Source organism: Arthrobacter sp. SO5 (genome assembly GCF_020532805.1).
Taxonomy (GTDB): Bacteria; Actinomycetota; Actinomycetes; order Actinomycetales; family Micrococcaceae; genus Arthrobacter.
Genome location: NZ_MQTQ01000047.1, coordinates 1 through 15767, shown reverse-complemented (window position 1 = coordinate 15767; position 15767 = coordinate 1). Strand labels below are relative to the sequence as shown.

Here is a 15767-nt window from a genome sequence, read left to right as displayed (position 1 = left end):
CAACCAGTCTTAACCACCAGCCCCACCAGTCCAGCCGACGCGCCTTAACGCCTCCCGATTAATTCAGCAGTCTCCTAGTCGTCCAGCAGCGCGATAAACTCCCGGGCCTGCTTGATGGTGATGTCCGAGTGGCGGGTGAGGGCCATCGCGGCAGCCTCGGCGTCGCCGCTCTTGGCCAACGTGCGGATCCTGCCGTAAATCTCGTCATTGAGCATGTTGCTGCTGACCTCGCGGGTAACGTCGCCTTTGCTGGCGATCGCGCGGTAGCGGTAGGCGAAACGCTGCGGGGTGTCGTCGTCGTCAGTGCCGTCCGGTTCGGGGACTTCCTGCCGGAAGGGCTGGGGATGGGCCGCCAGCGCTCCCACGGCGTCCCGGGAGGCCCGCAGGCCGTCCCCGGTGGCCTCGAAGTACAGCTTGATGGCGGCCATGGCCTGTCCCTGGGCGATGAGCGCGTACAGGTGGCGGTGCTCCTCCTGGTTGAGCTTCGCAGCGGCGGCGCGGGCAAGCTCCACAGAGTTACGGCCGGGCGCCGGCGCGGCTTCCGGCCGCGGCTGGGCGCCCCGGCGGCTAATTGCCCGCGCGGCCAGCAGCACTCCGACTGCCACAACGGCCAGGATCAGGACGGGGAAGAACAGGGGTTCCATGAAACTAAAGCCGATCTACATAATTTTTGGCGGTCAAGAGATCTGAGTGTGTCGCCTGCCGGAACATTTTGATGGCCTGGATCTTCTTGCTGTTCCGGGCCAACGTCTGGAGCTGCAGGGCAAACTGCGGATTAAGCTGGCCGCCGGGCAGAACCGCACCCTGGTAGCCGGGCTGTCCCACGCCCGGAGCGGAGCCGGTTTGAGCGCGCAAGGCCGCCCGGGCATGATCGGCCTGCTGCGATTGCTGCTGCTCGTTCTGGCTGGGACGGGTGACGGCATCCACCCGGGCCCGCGCTGCGGTCGCGACCCGGACCTGCTCGGCGTAGTGGGCCTGGGAACGCACGGCCAGTTCCTGCTGATAGCGATCGGCATCGGATAGGCCGAATTCGCGGGGTCTCAGCGCAGCAGTGACGGCCCAGAGGACTGCCGCCAGGATGAGGGCAGGCAGTATGACTAGCAATACATCGCCCATGTGTAGAGCTTATGCCAGATCCCGGTTATCCACAGTATGTTCCGGCAGGTCCCTACAGCGGGCCATTCCGCCCGTCAATTCGGCGCCTTTCCGTGAGACCCATCACAGAATGCGCATATTTCGTGCCGACTATGGCCTCCTGCTGTACCGCATATCCCCAGCCACAGACTGCAAGCTGTGGATGAAGCTTTCCGAAAATAGTTCTGTGTCCACAAGACAAAAGCTGTGTTTCCGCAGGTCAGGGCGCCATAGTGCGGTCAGATATTTTTCTATCCACAGCTGTTCCCACAGGCTGTGCACAAGCTGGGGACGGTAGTGCACAGCTTATCCACAGGCGGGCCCGCCGTCCGTGTTGGTGGCCGCCCGATACGGGGATAACGTAGCTGGATATCGAGCCGTGGAGACGGAACTCCGATGATCGCCGAACGGCGCCGGCGTAGTTCCGGACGGCCCACGGCCGGGATCGGGGCTGTGGATAGAGGCGGTGCAGGCAGACTGTCGGAGCCGCCTGATAGGACTAAACCAGTCGGCAAACGCCACGATTTCCGCCGCGGCACACTATGGAGGACGGCAGTTTTGTCAGTAACGCATCTGGACTCAGTCGAGGGCACCCGGGGATCCGAAGGCAGCCGCAAGCCACCGCAGGACATTCCCGCGGAGCAATCCGTCCTGGGCGGCATGATGCTGTCGAAGGACGCTATTGCCGACGTCGTTGAAATCCTGCGAGGCCAGGACTTCTACCGCCCCGCCCACGAGACGATCTACGAGGCGATCATCGACCTTTACGGCCGCGGCGAACCTGCCGACGCCGTCACCGTCTCGGACGAACTGACCAAGCGCGGCGAGATTAACCGCATCGGCGGCCCCGCCTACCTGCACGAGCTGATCCAGACCGTCCCCACCGCCGCGAACGCCGGTTACTACGCGGAGATCGTCGCCGAGCGCGCGGTTCTGCGGCGCCTGGTCAACGCGGGCACCAAGATCGTCCAGCTCGGCTATGGCGCCGACGGCGAAGTCGAGGACCTGGTCAACCAGGCGCAGGCCGAGATCTACGCGGTGGCCGAGCGCCGCACCGCAGAAGACTACGTCGTCCTCAAGGACGTCATGGAATCCACCGTCGACGAGATCGAGGCCTCCGGCCACCGCGGCGAAGGACTGACGGGCGTTCCCACGGGTTTCTACGAACTGGATGAGCTGACCCACGGCCTGCACCCGGGGCAGATGATCGTCATCGCGGCCCGCCCGGCCGTCGGTAAGTCCACCTTCGCGCTGGACTTCGCACGCTCCGCCGCCATTAAGAACAACCTGGCCACCGTCATGTTCTCCCTGGAAATGGGCCGGAACGAGATCGCCATGCGACTGCTGTCGGCCGAGGCCACGATCGGCCTTCAGGACCTGCGCAAGGGCACCATCAAGGACGAGCAGTGGTCCAAGATCGCCACCACGATGGGGCGGATGAACGATGCCCCGCTTTTCATCGATGACAGCCCCAACATGTCCTTGATGGAAATCCGCGCCAAGTGCCGCCGCCTGAAGCAGCAGCATGACCTCAAACTCGTCATCCTCGACTACCTCCAGCTCATGAGCTCCGGAAAGAAAGTGGAATCCCGCCAGCAGGAGGTCTCCGAGTTCTCGCGTGCGCTTAAGCTGCTCGCCAAGGAACTGCAGGTGCCTGTGATCGCACTCTCGCAGCTGAACCGTGGCTCCGAGCAGCGCCAGGACAAGCGCCCCATGGTCTCTGATCTCCGTGAGTCCGGTTCCATCGAGCAGGATGCCGACATGGTGATCCTGCTGCACCGCGAAGACGTCTACGACAAGGAATCCCCGCGTGCCGGGGAAGCGGATATCCTCATTGCCAAGCACCGCAACGGTCCCACCAAGGACATCGTGGTCGCGTTCCAGGGCCACTACTCCCGGTTCGCCAACATGGCTGCCGACGCCGGCGGCGGGGGCTTCTAGCGGCCGCCAGGCGGCAGGGCGTTCTGGCCGCCTGGCTCCAGCAGATGGTTGGGCAGCCGGTTTCCGGGGGCCCGTCCCCGGATTTCGAGCAGTTCACGGGCATGTGCGTGCAGCCGTTTGTCCTCCCCGGACACCGGAACCCACTGCGGAACCGGCACTGAAGTCCCCTGCTCATCACGGGCCACCATGACCGTCAGGCAGTACGTCGTGAGGTTCAGCTCCCGCCCCCTGGGATCGCCCGAGCGGACATGGACCGCGATGTGCATGCCTTTGGTGCCCGTGTAGACCAGCCGTGCCTCCACCTCGACCACCTGGCCGATCAGCAGCGGCCGGTAGAATCGGACTCCGCCGGAGAACACAGCCACGGTGTCCTTCCCGCAGTAGCGGGAGGAACAGACGTAGGCCGCTTCATCGATCCACTTCATGACGATCCCGCCGTGCACCTTGCCGCCCCAGTTCACGTCCGAGGGGGCGGCCAGGAACCTCAGGACCACACGTTCGGCGGTGCCGGCGTCGGTGTATTCCTGTCCGCTCATGGCCTGCACGATGTCCTCACGGACCTTGATCCGAGCCAGCGCGTGGTCCCGCTGCTCGATCTCATCCGGGCTCGCCGGCTCAAAGCGCGGCACCTCAATCGGCGTGCCGTCCTCGCCCACGGCCACGAAGATCACCAGGCACTGGCTGCGCATCGTCGCCGGGCCGCCCTTCGGATCGCCCGAGGACACCACGGTGCGGATGTGCATCGAGGACCGGCCGGTGTAGACGATCGTGGCAGCGACCTCCACCATGTCGCCGCTGTTGACCGGGTGCGCGAAGTGAATGTTCCCTACGTAGGCGGTCACGCAGTAGGACTTCGCCCAGCCGACGGCGGCGGCGTAGGCAGCTTTGTCCACCCATTCCAGCACGGTGCCGGCGTCGACGGAGCCGCTGTGGCCGATGTCGGTCGGCGCCGCAAGGAAGCGCAGGGTCACGGTATTGGCGCCAGTCTCACTCATGCAGTGAGTTTACTAACGGAGCGCGGAAGCGGCGCGGGCAATGACGCAAATTCCGTCCGGGACGCCATGCAGGGCACGACTGCCTGCGGCCAGCGGGCGGTGAACTCGCCGCGCGACGCCGGTAGGGCCGCTAGGGTGGGTCCGTGCCTGCTTCTTCAACGCGACCCGCCACGCTCCAACAGCCGGCCGGCCGGCGGCGGGAAATCCTGCGCCTCGCAGTGCCGGCATTGGGTGCGCTGATCGCCGAACCGCTCTTCCTGCTCGCGGATTCGGCGATCGTCGGCCACCTCGGCGTGGCCCAGCTCGCCGGTGTCGGGCTTGCCTCAGCGGTGCTGCATACGGCGGTGGGACTGATGGTCTTCCTGGCCTACTCCACCACCCCGGCCGTGGCGCGTGCGATCGGCACCGGGCAGCTGCCCAAAGCCGTCGCCGCCGGGCGCGACGGCGTGTGGCTCGCCCTGCTGCTCGGGATTGTCCTCGCCGGGGCCGGATTTTTCACCGCCGAACCGATCCTGGACCTGATGGGAGCCAGCGGCGAGGTCCTTTCGTTCGCGGTGGATTACCTGCGCTGGTCCCTGCCAGGGCTCGTCGCGATGCTGCTGATTTTCGCCGGGACCGGGGTGCTGCGGGGACTGCAGGACACCCGGACGCCGCTGGCCGTCGCCGCCGCCGGTTTCACCCTGAACATCGTGCTCAACCTGTTCCTGGTCTACGGGCTGCAGCTCTCCGTCGCCGGCTCCGCGATCGGCACCAGCATCGCCCAGTGGGCCATGGCACTGGTCTACGTGGTGATGGTCCAGCGCAACGCCCGCAGCCACGGCGTGTCGCTGCGGCCCGACTGGCACGGCATCCGGGCGCTGACCAAAGTGGGCTCCTGGCTGATGCTGCGGACGCTGAGCCTGCGCATCGCGATCCTGGCCACCGTCGTCGCGGCTGCAGCCCAAGGGCCCGTCAACCTGGCCGCCCACCAGCTTGCGATGACCGTCTTCACCTTCCTCGCCTTCGCCCTCGACGCCCTCGCCATTGCCGGACAGGCCCTGATCGGCAAAGAACTCGGCGCCGCGCACCCGGTGGCAGCCCGCGAACTCACCCGCACCATGGTGCGATGGGGTACCGGCTTCGGAGTGCTCACCGGGATCCTGCTGGCGGTCGCCGCGCCCTGGGCGGGGCTGCTCTTCACTTCCGACGCCGATGTCCGGTCGGCGCTCACCCTTGCGCTGTGGGTGCTGGCGGCCGGCCAGCCGATCGCCGGCTGCGTCTTCGTCCTCGATGGTGTGCTGATCGGGGCGGGTGACGCGAAGTACCTGGCGATCGCCGGCGTCCTAAATCTGGCCTGCTACCTGCCGCTGCTGCTGGCCGTGCGGCTGTCCGGAGCCGGTGGTGGTGCGGGGCTGCTCTGGCTGTGGGCGGCCTTCTCCCTCGGATACATGCTGGCCCGGGCGCTGACACTGGGTTTCCGCGCGAGGACGGACCGGTGGATGGTGCTCGGCGCTTCGCACTAAACTGGACGGGTGACTCTCCCCGCAGCCCCTGACGCGTCCACCGCCCTGCCCGCCGCGGCGGACCTGTGGAAGCCCGTGCTCATGCGGGCAGCCGCCGCACTCGGCTTCGGCGCGCTGACCGTCTTCTGGGCCGCGCCCTCCGAATCGGGCATGGGTTGGGCGGGGGGTCTGTACCTGCTGGCCACCGGCGTCGTGCTGATCTGGAGCGTCAAGAAGACCGGGCTCCCCGGCACGTCCCCTGCGGGCAAGATCCTGGCGGCCGCCGGTGCCGTGCTGATCGGAACCGGCGCGGCGGTCGCATTTATCCCGGCCGATCTGGTCTTCGGCATCATTGCAGCGCTCGGACTGGGCCTCGCGGGCGCCGCGGAGCTATACCTCGGGTTCTCCACCAAGGGCCGGTCCGTGCTGGCGCGTGACTGGATCACCTCCGGCGTGATCGGGCTCGCCACCGCTGCCGCGCTGCCGTTCTTCATCGACCTGGGCCCGCATGCGCTGCTCGGTGTCGCCGGCGGCGGGGCCATCGTCAGCGGTGTGCTGTGGACGCTGGCGGGGCTGACCCTGCGGCACGATGCGCGGGCCGATTCGCCGGAGGCCGTAAACTAGTACCGACAGGTTCTACCTCGCGTAGAACGATTGCGGGATCAAAACTGCCACGCCTGCCCGGCGTCGGCTGCAGGAGGAAAGCACCTTGGGACAGCAGAATTCTGGAGAACCGCGCAGCCTGCGGACCTCGGTCAAGGGACCCCTCATGTTCTCAGCGTTCTGGGCTGTGCTGGCCTTCGTTGCCACGCTCATTTTCGCTTCCGGCGGCAGCGCCAAGGCACCCCGTTTTGATTTGGCCTTCATTGCCGCGGGCATCGCCTTCATCGTCATTCTCGTTGTGCTCGCCATGCTCTCAATGAGCCACAAGGACAATGCCGAAAACCTGGGCAAGGGATCCGGCGTGAACCTGAGCTCCAGGAACTCAGGCCACGCAGGCCATGCCGGGAACGCCGGATCAGGGGCCGGCGCCGCCGAAGACGGCGGCGACGAATCTCCCGGCGGCGGCATCCGCTAGCTCCGCGGACTCCGCGGACCGGCCCTGATCCGAGGCACCGGGCGAGCCGGTCAGGAGGCCGCCTTACGGGCCCGGTAGGCGGCCACGTGCGCACGGTTGGCGCAATTGCCGGTGTCGCAGTAGCGCTTGGAGCGGTTCCTGCTCAGATCCAGCACGACGGCGTCGCAGTCCTCAGCGGCGCAGACCAGCATGCGGTCCCTCTCCTTGCTGCGTATCACATCGGCGAGGGCCATCGCCGCCTCGGTGCTCATCCGGTCCGCCAGCGGCGCCTCCGGGGTGGTGGCATGCAGGTGCCAGTCCCACTCGTCGTGTTTCACCAGCTGGGGGAGGGCCCGGGCCTCCCGCAGGAGGCGGTTGACGGTGCCGACGGCGGTAACTTCATCGGCGAGCCAGAGTCCGGCCAGCTCGCCGCGGAGGCGGTGGATGCTCGCCAGCTCGGCAGCATCCCGGGTCCGCGATCCGGTGAAGCCCTCGGCTGCGAGGAAACGGTCCAGGTCCGCCGTCGTGGCCAGCTGTTCGTCGCCATTGGCGGAGCTGTTGATGAGATTGACCACGGAACGCAGGGCAACTTCCGTGTCAGGGGTGAAAACCATCTTGACTCCTTACGTCGCCGCGGCGTACTGTCATGACCATAACCCTACTTTACTCCTGACAGGAGGCCGCCGTGTCTGCCGCACGCCGCCGCGCCGAAGCACCGGCCCAGAGCCGAGCCGGTCAATCCGCCGCCACACAGCTGCCCGCCGGGAAGAACAACGCCCCGTCGGGCAGCGCCGCATCCGGGTTCATGGCCTCGGGCCTGGGGGTTGCACTCTTCTCCTCGGCCGTGTTCGGCCTCTCCGGTTCGTTCGCCAAGGCGCTGCTTGAGACGGGCTGGACGCCCGGTGCCGCGGTCACCGCGCGGCTCACGGGGGCAGCCCTCATCCTGGCGGTCCCGGCTGTTCCAGCGCTCCGGGGCCGCTGGCACCAGCTCAAGGACAACTGGCTCACTATATTGCTGTTCGGGCTCATCGGCGTCGCCGCCTGCCAGTTGTTCTATTTCAATGCGGTGGCCCGGCTGTCCGTGGGCGTGGCCCTCCTGCTGGAATACCTGGCCCCCGTGATTATTGTGCTGTGGCTCTGGGCCGCCAGCAGGAAACGGCCGCGTCCGCTGACCGTCGCCGGCACTCTGCTGTCCCTGGGCGGACTGGTCCTGGTCCTGGACCTTGCGGGTGCCGTCAAGATCGACTTCATCGGAGTGTTGTGGGGGATCGCAGCTGCAGTCTGCCTTGCCATCTACTTCTTCATCACAGCCAGGGAAAACGACACGCTCCCGCCGATCGTCCTTGCCTCCGGCGGGCTGATGGTGGGAGCCATTGTGATGTGGCTGGCCGCAGCAACCGGACTGCTGCCGATGGCCTTCAGCGCCGCCGACACGCGCCTCGGCCCGTGGACCGCCCCCTGGTGGGTTGCCCTCGGCGGTCTCGTCGTGCTGGCCACTGTGCTGGCCTATGTCTCCGGCATCGTGGCGGCCCGGGCGCTCGGGTCCAAGGTGGCATCCTTTGTCTCGCTGACCGAGGTCCTCTTCGCTGTGATCTGGGCCTGGCTGCTGCTCGGCGAACTTCCCGGCCCCATCCAGCTCCTGGGCGGGATCCTGATTGTCGGCGGAGTAGTGCTGGTCCGGACGGACGAGCTCCGGGCCGCGCCCGTGCAGCCGCTGCCGGCGGCACTGGACCACGCGAACGACGTCGAACCCGTTCCGTGAGCCGGCTAGAGCGCGGTCTCCGGCAGCGCCCGGGTGACCTGGATCCAGTGCCCCAAGCTGTCCGGCCGGCGCCTATTTGCCGAAGCTGCGCAGCCGGAGGGAGTTGGCCACCACCAGCACGGAACTGGCGGCCATCGCGGCGCCTGCGATCATGGGGTTGAGCAGGCCCAGGGCCGCCACCGGGATCCCGACGGCATTGTAGAAAAACGCCCAGAAGAGGTTGGTCTTGATGATGGCCAGGGTCCGGCGGGACAGTTCGATGGCCTGGGCCACCTGCCCGAGTTCGTTGCCCATCACGGTCAGGTCGGCAGCCTCGATGGCGACGTCGGTGCCGGAGCCCATGGCGATGCCCAGGTCCGCCTGGGCCAGGGCCGCGGCGTCGTTGACGCCGTCGCCGGCCATGGCCACGATGGCGCCGTCCGCCTGCAGCTTCCGGACGGCGGCTACCTTGCCTTCCGGCAGCACCCCTGCGAAGACGTCCCCGGGGGTGATCCCGACGGCGGCGGCCACCTGGCCGGCCACCGCGGCGTTGTCCCCGGTCAGCAGGATGGGCCGGAGCCCGAGCGCCCGGAGCCGCGCGATCGCGGCAGCCGAGCCGGGCTTGAGCGTATCCCGCAGGCTGATGATGCCGGCCGGCTCCCCGTCCACCGCGACCCAGATCGCGGTGGCACCGGATTCCTCGGCCTTGCCAAGATCGGCATGCTGGCCGGGCGTCAGGGTGACCCCGTTTCCCTGCAGCCAGCCCGTCCGGCCGGCGGTGACCCGGCGCCCGTCAACGGTGCCCCGGACTCCGCCGCCGGGGGCCGAACGGAACCCGGCAACGGCGCCTAGCCCGCCGGCGTCGTCCTTGAGCATTTCGGCGGAGAGCGCCGCCGCGGCAATAGCGCGGGCGATCGGGTGCTCGGAGGCTGACTCAACCGTCCCGGCCAGGCGCAGGACGTCGGCCTGGCTGAAGGGGGCAAACGCCTCGACGCCGTCCACCGCGAGGTGGCCGGTGGTGACGGTGCCGGTCTTGTCCAGCAGGATCGTGTCCACGGTGCGGGTGTCCTCGAGGACCTGCGGGCCCTTGATGAGGATGCCCAGCTGGGCTCCCCGCCCGGTGCCGGTGAGGAGGCCTACCGGGGTGGCAAGGCCCAGGGCGCAGGGGCAGGCAATGACGAGCACGGCGACGGCGGCCGTGAACGCGGCGCGGAGTTCGGCATCGCTGACGTCGGGCCCGGCCGCGAGCAGCCACGCTGCGAAGGTGATGGCGGCGACGGCGAGGACAACCGGCACGAAGACGGCGCTGATCCGGTCCGCGAGGCGCGCAATCGGGGCCTTGCCCGTCTGCGCCTGGGACACCAGCCGGCCCATCTGGGCCAGGGTGGTCTCCGAACCCACGCGGGTGGCGCGGACCAGGAGCCGGCCGGAGGTGTTGATCGTGGCGCCGGTGACGAGGCTGTCCGGGCCGACGTCCACAGGCACGGATTCGCCCGTAACCAGCGAGGCGTCGACGGCGGAGGTGCCTTCGATGACGACGCCGTCCGTGGCGATCTTTTCGCCTGGCCGGACCACGATGACGTCCCCCACGTCAAGGTCCTCGGCCGGAATCATTTCCTCGACGCCGTCCCGGAGAACAGTGGCATCCTTGGCACCCAGGTTCAGCAGGGCCCTGAGCGCGTTGCCCGCCTTTTGCTTGGCGTTGGCCTCGAGATAGCGGCCCAGCAGCAGGAACGTGGTGACAACGGACGCCACCTCGAAGTAGAGGCCGCCACCCATGCCTTCCATGGGGGCCCCATCTTGCTGGTGCCCGGTCATGCCGGGGTCGGCCGCCAGCTGCCAGGCGGAAAAGGCGTAGGCCGCGGTCACGCCGATGGACACGAGCGTATCCATGGTGGACGCGAAGTGCCGTGCATTGACGGCGGCGGCGCGGTGGAAGGGCCAGGCCGCCCAGCTGACCACGGGCAGGGCGAGGGCGCCTGCCACCCAGCCCCAGTTGGCGAACTGGAAGGCCGGGAGCATCGACATCAGGAATACCGGGATGGTGAGGATGGCGGCGACGATGAGCCGGGGACGCAGCCTTGCCGCGGCGCCGCCGTGAGCCATGTGGTCATCCGCGGTTGACGGTGAACGGTTGATTGACGCTGAACGGTCACCGATGCGCCCGGCCGTGCCGCCCTGTTCGGCAGAGGAAGCATCGGCCGGTTCGCTGGCCGGGACAGGAAATACCTGCCGGGTGCGCTCGCGGCCGGCGCGGACTGTGGCCTTGTAGCCTGCTGCGGCCACCGTGGCCATGATCTGATCGTTGGTGATTCCGGCCGGAACGGTAACGTGGGCCGACTCAAGCGGCAGGTTGACCGAGGCCTGGACGCCGTCGAGTTTTCCGAGCTTTCGTTCGACCCGGCCGACGCACGACGCGCAGGTCATGCCCTCGATGTCGAGGTCGATCACCCGGCTTCCGGGCTGGTCCAGCAGTTGCTCATTACTCACAGTGATCCTTTTGTTGCGTGCCTGGGGTGATGGCGGGGCGGTGCTCAGGCGTGATTGGCCACCACCATGTAGCCCGCCTCGGCAACGGCCTCGCCGATCTCGGCGGAGGCCAGGTTCGCGGTGGACGTGATGGTGACGGTGGAGATCCCGCCGGAGTGGAGGTCGACGTCGACAGCCTCGACGCCGGCCAGCGACTCGAGCTCTTCGCTGACGGAGGAAACGCAGTGGGCGCAGGTCATGCCGGAAACGCTGATGGTGGTGGAAACGGTGCTCATGGCGTGCTCCTTGGAGGTGGTCTGCTGCGGGTTACGCAGTCCGATCGTGTGGTGGGTGGTGGTGGCGCTACCGCAGCAGCCGGCCGATGGCATCGGTGGCCTCCTTGACTTTGACGTCGATAGCTTGCGTGCGAAGCTCCGGATCGGGTTCGGATGCCGCACCGACGACGCAGTGGCCGATGTGTTCCTCCACCAGTCCGAGGCTGACGGCGTGCAGAGCCTTGGTCACGGCCGCGACCTGGGTGAGGATGTCGATGCAGTATTTGTCCTCATCGACCATCCGGGCGATGCCGCGCACCTGGCCCTCGATCCGTTTGAGCCGGAGCAAGTAGGCGTCCTTGTTGGGGCTGTAGCCGTGCTGGGGGTGTTCCGAGCCGGTCGGCTCCATGGCGGGGATCTGGGGGTCGTTCATGAGCCCAACATATACCCCCTAGGGGTATGGCGCAAGTACCCGCGGGTGCATCGTCGGCCCGCGGACCAGAACTTCGTCCGGACATTAAAGAGCTCCGGAGTGCGTTATTGGGGGATACGCACTCCGGAGCGGTTCTTGGGTAGACCCTCCATTGGGCTACGACGTCCAGTTTACGTGGCGGCGGCGAAAGAAATCCAGTGCCGTGAATAACTTCTTTCGCTGTACTTTGCCGTCCGGGCAGGCTCAGGTGCGCCGGGCTGTCTGGTGGTGGACCGGCGCCCGTAAAGGGACGATCAGGATCGGGTGCTCCTGGTGATGGCTGAGCCACGCAGCGACGGAGCCATTGAGCGCGGCCGTAATTCGGTGGCCCAGGCCCGGTTCGGGAGTGCCGACGATGATCATCGCCGCACCGGTTTCCGCGGCCAGCCTGCCAAGTGCCCGGGCCGGATCGCCCGCCAGGGTCCGGAGGGTCCACACGATTCCGAGGTCATCGCAGGCAGCCCCGATGGCAGACCGCAGCTCCAGGTTCACGGCTTTGATTTCGGTGTTGTTTGTGTCCGGGTGGAGTGATAGCCGGTGCGCGGACCGCGCCGGGTCCCACTCCACGAGGTAGCTCGCCTCGTCCACGTGGGCGCAGATCAACGGAGCCTCGAGCCGCTTCGCCAGCGCCGCAGCGGTTCGCAGCACGCCCGGGCCCTGTCCCGGCAGCACGCCCACCACGAGCGGAGCCGGCCCGCTGAAACTCATCGCAGACATACTCAATTCTTGCCCCGGTACACCGGCTTGAACAGGGCCATAATTCCTGCGCGTCCGGGCCGGTGCGCTGCGCACGCCGGCCCGGGGCCGTCGCACCCGCGGCAGCTCCGGCACCTTGAAGACCTCCGGTGCCGCGCTTAACGTTGAAGTACCAAGGAAAGGGTGACTGCGGTGGAAATCTTCATGTGGTGGCTGGATCTGGATCTGGCGAGCAAGGAGTGGCTGCGGGAGAACCTGCGCGCTTCGGAACTTCCCCTGCCCGTACTGCAGGGCATTGCGGCGGCGGGCGGCCCACCTCCGGACACAGTTTCCGGTGTCCTGACCGGCGCGGATTGGGACTTCATCCAGACGCAATCCGAATTCGTCGACTGACTCCGGCTGCACGTGGCCGTGACGTACCCCGTTGCGCACATCTAATGCCAGGGAAGCATTGCGGCCGGCCTGCCGGGGTGGTTGCATGGGGGGCATGTCTACCGCAGAGAGTTTTGTCCTGGCGATTGGAACCAAAAAAGGGCTGTGGCTGGCGACCAGCCCTGACCGCAAGGAATGGTCCCTTTCCGGCCCGCATTTCCTGATGAGCGAAGTTCCCAGCATCGGCATCGATACCCGTGACGGCCGGACCCGGATTCTCGTCGGGGTCCGGTCCGAGCACTGGGGCCCCACAGTCTTCCACTCCGACGACCTCGGCGTGACGTGGAGCGAACCCGAAGAGGGCGCCATCCGCTTTCCCGAGGGCACCGGCGCGGCGCTTGAGCGGGTATGGCAGATCCACCCCGATGCGGACTCCCGCCCGGGCGTCGTCTGGGCCGGCTGCGAGCCGATCTCTGTGTGGAAATCCACCGACGGCGGGGAACATTTCGAGCTGAACCGGGGACTCTGGGATCACCCGCACCGCACGGAATGGGGTGCAGGCTACGGCGGCGCCGCTGCACACTCGATCATCGTTGACCCCTCCGGCGAGAAGGTGCACGTGGCCATGAGCACCGGCGGGGTCTACCGCTCGCTCGACGGCGGGACGTCCTGGGAACCCCGCAACAAGGGGATCTCCGCCTACTTCATGCCTGACCCGAATCCTGAGTTCGGCCAGTGCGTCCATAAGATCGCCGCGGACGCGGCCGTCGACGGGCGCCTGTACGCGCAGAACCATCACGGCGTCTACCGCACAGACGACGACGCCGAGAACTGGGAATCGATCGCTGAAGGCCTGCCGGCGGACTTCGGCTTCGTGATGCTGACCCATCCCCGCCGTGCGGGCACGGCCTGGGTAATCCCGCTCAAGGCTGACGGCGAACGGATTCCGCCGGAAGGCAAACTTGCCGTGCACCGCACCGACGATGCCGGCCGGACGTGGAAACGGCTGGACAACGGGCTGCCGGCCGTCGAGTTCAACGCGGTGCTCCGGGACGCTGCGTGCGTCGACGCGGCCGAACCGGCCGGCGTCTACTTCGGGACGCGCGGCGGCAGCGTTTACGCCAGCGCCGATGAGGGCGAACACTTCACGGAGGTGGCCTCGCACCTGCCGGATGTGTTGTGTGTCCGGGCCTCAACTGTGTCCGCGGCCCTCGTGCCCGGCGCCGTGACAAGCGCTGCACTGAACGCCTGAGCACGTCCGTGGCTGACGTTTCGGTGGTGCTGCCCAGCGTGCTCCAGCCGCTGGCTGGCGGGCAGTCCGTCCTGACTGCCTCCGCCGACGGGGCGTTAACGGTTGCCGGATTGCTGGATACGGTGACCGGAGACTACCCGGCCCTTTCACGGCGGCTGCGGGACGAGACGGGGGCGGTCCGGCGATTCGTGAATATATACGTCAACGGTAATGAAATCCGCCGCCTGCAGGGCCTGTCCACCGAGGTGCTCCCGGGCCAGGAAGTCCTGATCATCCAGTCCGTCGCGGGGGGCTGAGCCTCAGGCAACGCGCCAAAGGCTGCATTCGTCCGTGTTGATAGCCTTGCGCAGCCCGCTCACCCGGTCCAGGATCCAGACGACGCCGATTCCGGGCGCGGTTTCCTGGACGCTCCCGCGGCGGATCACGACGTCGTCGTAATTCGGGCCGACCTTCAGTCGGGCCTCGATCTCGTCGCCGCGGTGCAGCTGCTCCAGGGAGCGGATACGGGTCCCACGGGCTTTGGCTTCCTTCAACATGGCGGGGCCTCCCTGACTGGAGCTGGTGCCTGCTGTTGCCGGCGCTTCCAGTGTGCTGTGCCAATGTTGCCGACGCGTTTCCGCCCCGTAAGCGCTGGGTAAGTTGTGCGCGCCGGGGTTGTTACACCCGTGCCCGCGGAATGGTGCCCTGTAGTTTGCCCTCTGGTGCGAAGCGGAGCGCGGCGCAAGAATGGCGCTATGCGACTGCCCCTGATGCCACCTGTTGCGCCGATGCTGGCGAAGGCCGTGAATGCGTTGCCCGAGGGGCGGATGGCGTTCGAGCCGAAGTGGGACGGATTCCGGTCCATCATCTTCCGTGACGGGGAGGAGGTGGAGATCGGCAGCCGCAACGGCAAGCCGCTGACCCGCTACTTCCCGGAACTCGTAGCATCGCTGAAAGCCAACCTGCCACGGCGCTGTGTGCTCGACGGCGAGATTATTCTGGTCGGGGCCGCCGGGGACAGGCTCGATTTCGACGGGCTCCAGCAGCGGATCCATCCGGCGGAGAGCAGGGTCCGGCTGCTGGCCGAACAGACCCCGGCGAGCTTTGTCGCGTTTGACCTCCTGGCCCTCGGGGACGAGGACCTCACGGCACGCCCCTTCGCGGAGCGGCGGGCGGCGCTGGAACGGGTGCTTGCCGGGAGCGCCGCGCCTATCCATCTGACGGCTGTGACCCGGGACCGCGGGACGGCCGGGCAATGGTTCAGCCAGTTCGAGGGCGCCGGCCTGGACGGAATCGTGGCCAAGGCCCTGGACAGCGCCTACCAGCCTGACAAGCGCGCGATGTTCAAGATCAAGCATGAACGCACCGCTGACTGTGTCCTGGCCGGCTATCGGGTGCATACGAGCGGACCGGACCGTGTTGGTTCGCTGCTGCTGGGGCTCTACGACGCCGACGGCGGACTCGCGAACGTGGGGGTGGTCGGCGCCTTCCCGCTGCAGCGCCGCAACGAGCTGTTCGAGGAACTCCAGCCCCTCGTGACGGGATTCGAGCCGCACCCGTGGGACCGGGCCCGGCAGGAAGAGGGCGTCCGGACGCCGCGCAATGCCACCGGCAGCCGGTGGAGCGGCGGCAAGGACCTGTCCTTCGTACCGCTCCGCCCGGAACGCGTCGTCGAAGTGAAATACGACCACATGGAGGGTGCGCGGTTCCGGCACACCGCGCAGTTCGTACGCTGGCGCCCGGACCGGGAGCCGTCCTCCTGCACCTATGAACAGCTTGAGGAACCGGTCTCCTATGACCTGGCGGCCGTGCTGGGGATGCGCAACTAGGTGTACTCGGCCAGGACGTTGGTTACACGGTGAAAGGGTGAAGACCTCTTAGGTTGGTGGTTACCACACACACC

18 protein-coding genes are annotated in these 15767 nt (G+C 67.4%); 9 read left to right on the top strand and 9 right to left on the bottom strand.

What is annotated here, in order from left to right; all coding sequences use genetic code 11:
* Nucleotides 1-74: 74 nt before the first annotated feature.
* Nucleotides 75-644, bottom strand: coding sequence for a hypothetical protein (locus tag BJG92_RS08385; RefSeq protein ID WP_232083573.1), 570 nt, complete (start codon nt 642-644; stop codon nt 75-77).
* A 4-nt stretch (nt 645-648) separates the two neighbouring features.
* Nucleotides 649-1116 (bottom strand): hypothetical protein, encoded by a 468-nt coding sequence (locus tag BJG92_RS08380; protein ID WP_232083572.1) that lies wholly within the window; start codon nt 1114-1116, stop codon nt 649-651.
* Between the two features lie 576 nt (nt 1117-1692).
* Here BJG92_RS08380 and dnaB point away from each other — a divergent pair.
* Nucleotides 1693-3075 (top strand): replicative DNA helicase, encoded by a 1383-nt coding sequence (dnaB, locus tag BJG92_RS08375; protein WP_232083571.1) that lies wholly within the window; start codon nt 1693-1695, stop codon nt 3073-3075.
* Here dnaB and BJG92_RS08370 read toward each other — a convergent pair.
* A complete protein-coding gene (locus BJG92_RS08370) occupies nt 3072-4070 on the bottom strand; it encodes an acyl-CoA thioesterase (RefSeq protein WP_232083570.1) in 999 nt (332 codons plus the stop codon). The two genes, dnaB and BJG92_RS08370, sit on opposite strands and share 4 nt — an antisense overlap.
* 143 nt (nt 4071-4213) lie before the next feature.
* Here BJG92_RS08370 and BJG92_RS08365 point away from each other — a divergent pair, with 143 nt between their 5' ends.
* The 3 genes from BJG92_RS08365 (at nt 4214) to BJG92_RS08355 (ending at nt 6629) form a co-directional block, all read left to right on the top strand.
* The gene (locus BJG92_RS08365; RefSeq protein WP_232083569.1) at nt 4214-5572 is read left to right on the top strand and encodes an MATE family efflux transporter; all 1359 of its coding nucleotides are present in this window, start codon (nt 4214-4216) and stop codon (nt 5570-5572) included.
* A gap of 9 nt (nt 5573-5581) precedes the next feature.
* Entirely contained in the window at nt 5582-6175 is a 594-nt protein-coding gene (locus BJG92_RS08360; RefSeq protein ID WP_232083568.1) for a hypothetical protein, read from the top strand.
* An 85-nt stretch (nt 6176-6260) separates the two neighbouring features.
* Entirely contained in the window at nt 6261-6629 is a 369-nt protein-coding gene (locus tag BJG92_RS08355) for a hypothetical protein (RefSeq protein WP_232083567.1), read from the top strand.
* A gap of 50 nt (nt 6630-6679) precedes the next feature.
* Here the strand turns inward: BJG92_RS08355 and BJG92_RS08350 are convergent, their stop codons facing one another.
* On the bottom strand, nt 6680-7222 hold the full coding sequence (locus BJG92_RS08350) for a CGNR zinc finger domain-containing protein (protein WP_232083566.1): 543 nt from the start codon (nt 7220-7222) through the stop codon (nt 6680-6682).
* A gap of 191 nt (nt 7223-7413) precedes the next feature.
* On the opposite strand from BJG92_RS08350, the gene BJG92_RS08345 reads away from it, so the two are divergent.
* Nucleotides 7414-8370 carry a DMT family transporter gene (locus tag BJG92_RS08345; RefSeq protein ID WP_232083576.1) on the top strand — a complete coding sequence of 319 codons (957 nt, stop codon included), beginning with the start codon at nt 7414-7416 and terminating at the stop codon, nt 8368-8370.
* Nucleotides 8371-8442: 72 nt separating this feature from the next.
* Here BJG92_RS08345 and BJG92_RS08340 read toward each other — a convergent pair whose 3' ends face one another.
* From BJG92_RS08340 to BJG92_RS08325, 4 genes are all read right to left on the bottom strand, one after another.
* Nucleotides 8443-10839 carry a cation-translocating P-type ATPase gene (locus BJG92_RS08340; RefSeq protein WP_232083565.1) on the bottom strand — a complete coding sequence of 799 codons (2397 nt, stop codon included), beginning with the start codon at nt 10837-10839 and terminating at the stop codon, nt 8443-8445.
* 44 nt (nt 10840-10883) lie between these two features.
* Nucleotides 10884-11114, bottom strand: a complete 231-nt coding sequence (locus BJG92_RS08335; RefSeq protein ID WP_232083575.1) for a heavy-metal-associated domain-containing protein — start codon at nt 11112-11114, stop codon at nt 10884-10886.
* A gap of 67 nt (nt 11115-11181) precedes the next feature.
* Nucleotides 11182-11526 carry a metal-sensitive transcriptional regulator gene (locus BJG92_RS08330; protein WP_232083564.1) on the bottom strand — a complete coding sequence of 115 codons (345 nt, stop codon included), beginning with the start codon at nt 11524-11526 and terminating at the stop codon, nt 11182-11184.
* A 243-nt stretch (nt 11527-11769) separates the two neighbouring features.
* Nucleotides 11770-12282, bottom strand: a complete 513-nt coding sequence (locus tag BJG92_RS08325; RefSeq protein WP_232083563.1) for a universal stress protein — start codon at nt 12280-12282, stop codon at nt 11770-11772.
* A gap of 171 nt (nt 12283-12453) precedes the next feature.
* On the opposite strand from BJG92_RS08325, the gene BJG92_RS08320 reads away from it, so the two are divergent.
* The 3 genes from BJG92_RS08320 (at nt 12454) to BJG92_RS08310 (ending at nt 14181) form a co-directional block, all read left to right on the top strand.
* On the top strand, nt 12454-12654 hold the full coding sequence (locus BJG92_RS08320) for a hypothetical protein (protein WP_232083574.1): 201 nt from the start codon (nt 12454-12456) through the stop codon (nt 12652-12654).
* A gap of 85 nt (nt 12655-12739) precedes the next feature.
* Nucleotides 12740-13885, top strand: coding sequence for an exo-alpha-sialidase (locus BJG92_RS08315; protein WP_232083562.1), 1146 nt, complete (start codon nt 12740-12742; stop codon nt 13883-13885).
* An 8-nt stretch (nt 13886-13893) separates the two neighbouring features.
* Entirely contained in the window at nt 13894-14181 is a 288-nt protein-coding gene (locus tag BJG92_RS08310; RefSeq protein WP_232083561.1) for a MoaD/ThiS family protein, read from the top strand.
* Nucleotides 14182-14184: 3 nt separating this feature from the next.
* Here BJG92_RS08310 and BJG92_RS08305 read toward each other — a convergent pair whose 3' ends face one another.
* Nucleotides 14185-14421: a hypothetical protein gene (locus tag BJG92_RS08305; RefSeq protein WP_232083560.1), complete on the bottom strand. Its 237-nt coding sequence runs from the start codon at nt 14419-14421 to the stop codon at nt 14185-14187.
* Between the two features lie 198 nt (nt 14422-14619).
* Here BJG92_RS08305 and BJG92_RS08300 point away from each other — a divergent pair, with 198 nt between their 5' ends.
* A complete protein-coding gene (locus BJG92_RS08300) occupies nt 14620-15693 on the top strand; it encodes an ATP-dependent DNA ligase (protein ID WP_232083559.1) in 1074 nt (357 codons plus the stop codon).
* The last annotated feature ends 74 nt before the right edge of the window (nt 15694-15767 follow it).

Coding starts and splice junctions, on each gene's coding strand:
- BJG92_RS08385 (WP_232083573.1), bottom strand. CDS start 644: ATGGAACCCCTGTTCTTCCCCGTCCTGATCCTGGCCGTTGTGGCAGTC.
- BJG92_RS08380 (WP_232083572.1), bottom strand. CDS start 1,116: ATGGGCGATGTATTGCTAGTCATACTGCCTGCCCTCATCCTGGCGGCA.
- BJG92_RS08370 (WP_232083570.1), bottom strand. CDS start 4,070: ATGAGTGAGACTGGCGCCAATACCGTGACCCTGCGCTTCCTTGCGGCG.
- BJG92_RS08350 (WP_232083566.1), bottom strand. CDS start 7,222: ATGGTTTTCACCCCTGACACGGAAGTTGCCCTGCGTTCCGTGGTCAAT.
- BJG92_RS08345 (WP_232083576.1), top strand. CDS start 7,414: ATGGCCTCGGGCCTGGGGGTTGCACTCTTCTCCTCGGCCGTGTTCGGC.
- BJG92_RS08335 (WP_232083575.1), bottom strand. CDS start 11,114: ATGAGCACCGTTTCCACCACCATCAGCGTTTCCGGCATGACCTGCGCC.
- BJG92_RS08330 (WP_232083564.1), bottom strand. CDS start 11,526: ATGAACGACCCCCAGATCCCCGCCATGGAGCCGACCGGCTCGGAACAC.
- BJG92_RS08325 (WP_232083563.1), bottom strand. CDS start 12,282: ATGTCTGCGATGAGTTTCAGCGGGCCGGCTCCGCTCGTGGTGGGCGTG.
- BJG92_RS08315 (WP_232083562.1), top strand. CDS start 12,740: ATGGGGGGCATGTCTACCGCAGAGAGTTTTGTCCTGGCGATTGGAACC.
- BJG92_RS08305 (WP_232083560.1), bottom strand. CDS start 14,421: ATGTTGAAGGAAGCCAAAGCCCGTGGGACCCGTATCCGCTCCCTGGAG.
- BJG92_RS08300 (WP_232083559.1), top strand. CDS start 14,620: ATGCGACTGCCCCTGATGCCACCTGTTGCGCCGATGCTGGCGAAGGCC.